This window comes from Pseudarthrobacter sp. 05T312 (genome assembly GCF_056396685.1).
Genome location: NZ_JBFTLY010000080.1, coordinates 1 through 331 on the forward strand (window position 1 = coordinate 1; position 331 = coordinate 331).

General features: G+C 42.0%; 1 protein-coding gene. It reads left to right on the forward strand.

Annotated features, from left to right (window positions below):
- A partial coding sequence (locus AC1DIP_RS22405) for a transketolase C-terminal domain-containing protein (RefSeq protein WP_477735141.1) occupies nt 1-331 on the forward strand: 331 nt, incomplete at both ends.

Here is a 331-nt window from a genome sequence, read left to right on the forward strand (position 1 = left end):
ATGCAAAAGGCTTGCTGATTTCTGCAATCCGTGATAACGATCCTGTTTTCTTCATGGAGCACTTGAACCTGTACCGTTCGTTCCGCGCTGAAGTACCTGAAGGCGAGTATACTGTGCCTATCGGTAAAGCAAACGTAGTTCGTGAAGGTTCTGATGTTACTATCATCACTTACGGTGCTATGGTTCATACTTCACTTAAAGCTGCTGAAGAAATTGAAAAAACTCGCGGCGTAAAAGTTGAAGTTATCGACCTTCGTACTTTGATTCCATTGGATATCGAAACGATTGTAGAATCCGTTAAAAAAACAAACCGCGTTATCGTGGTTCAAGA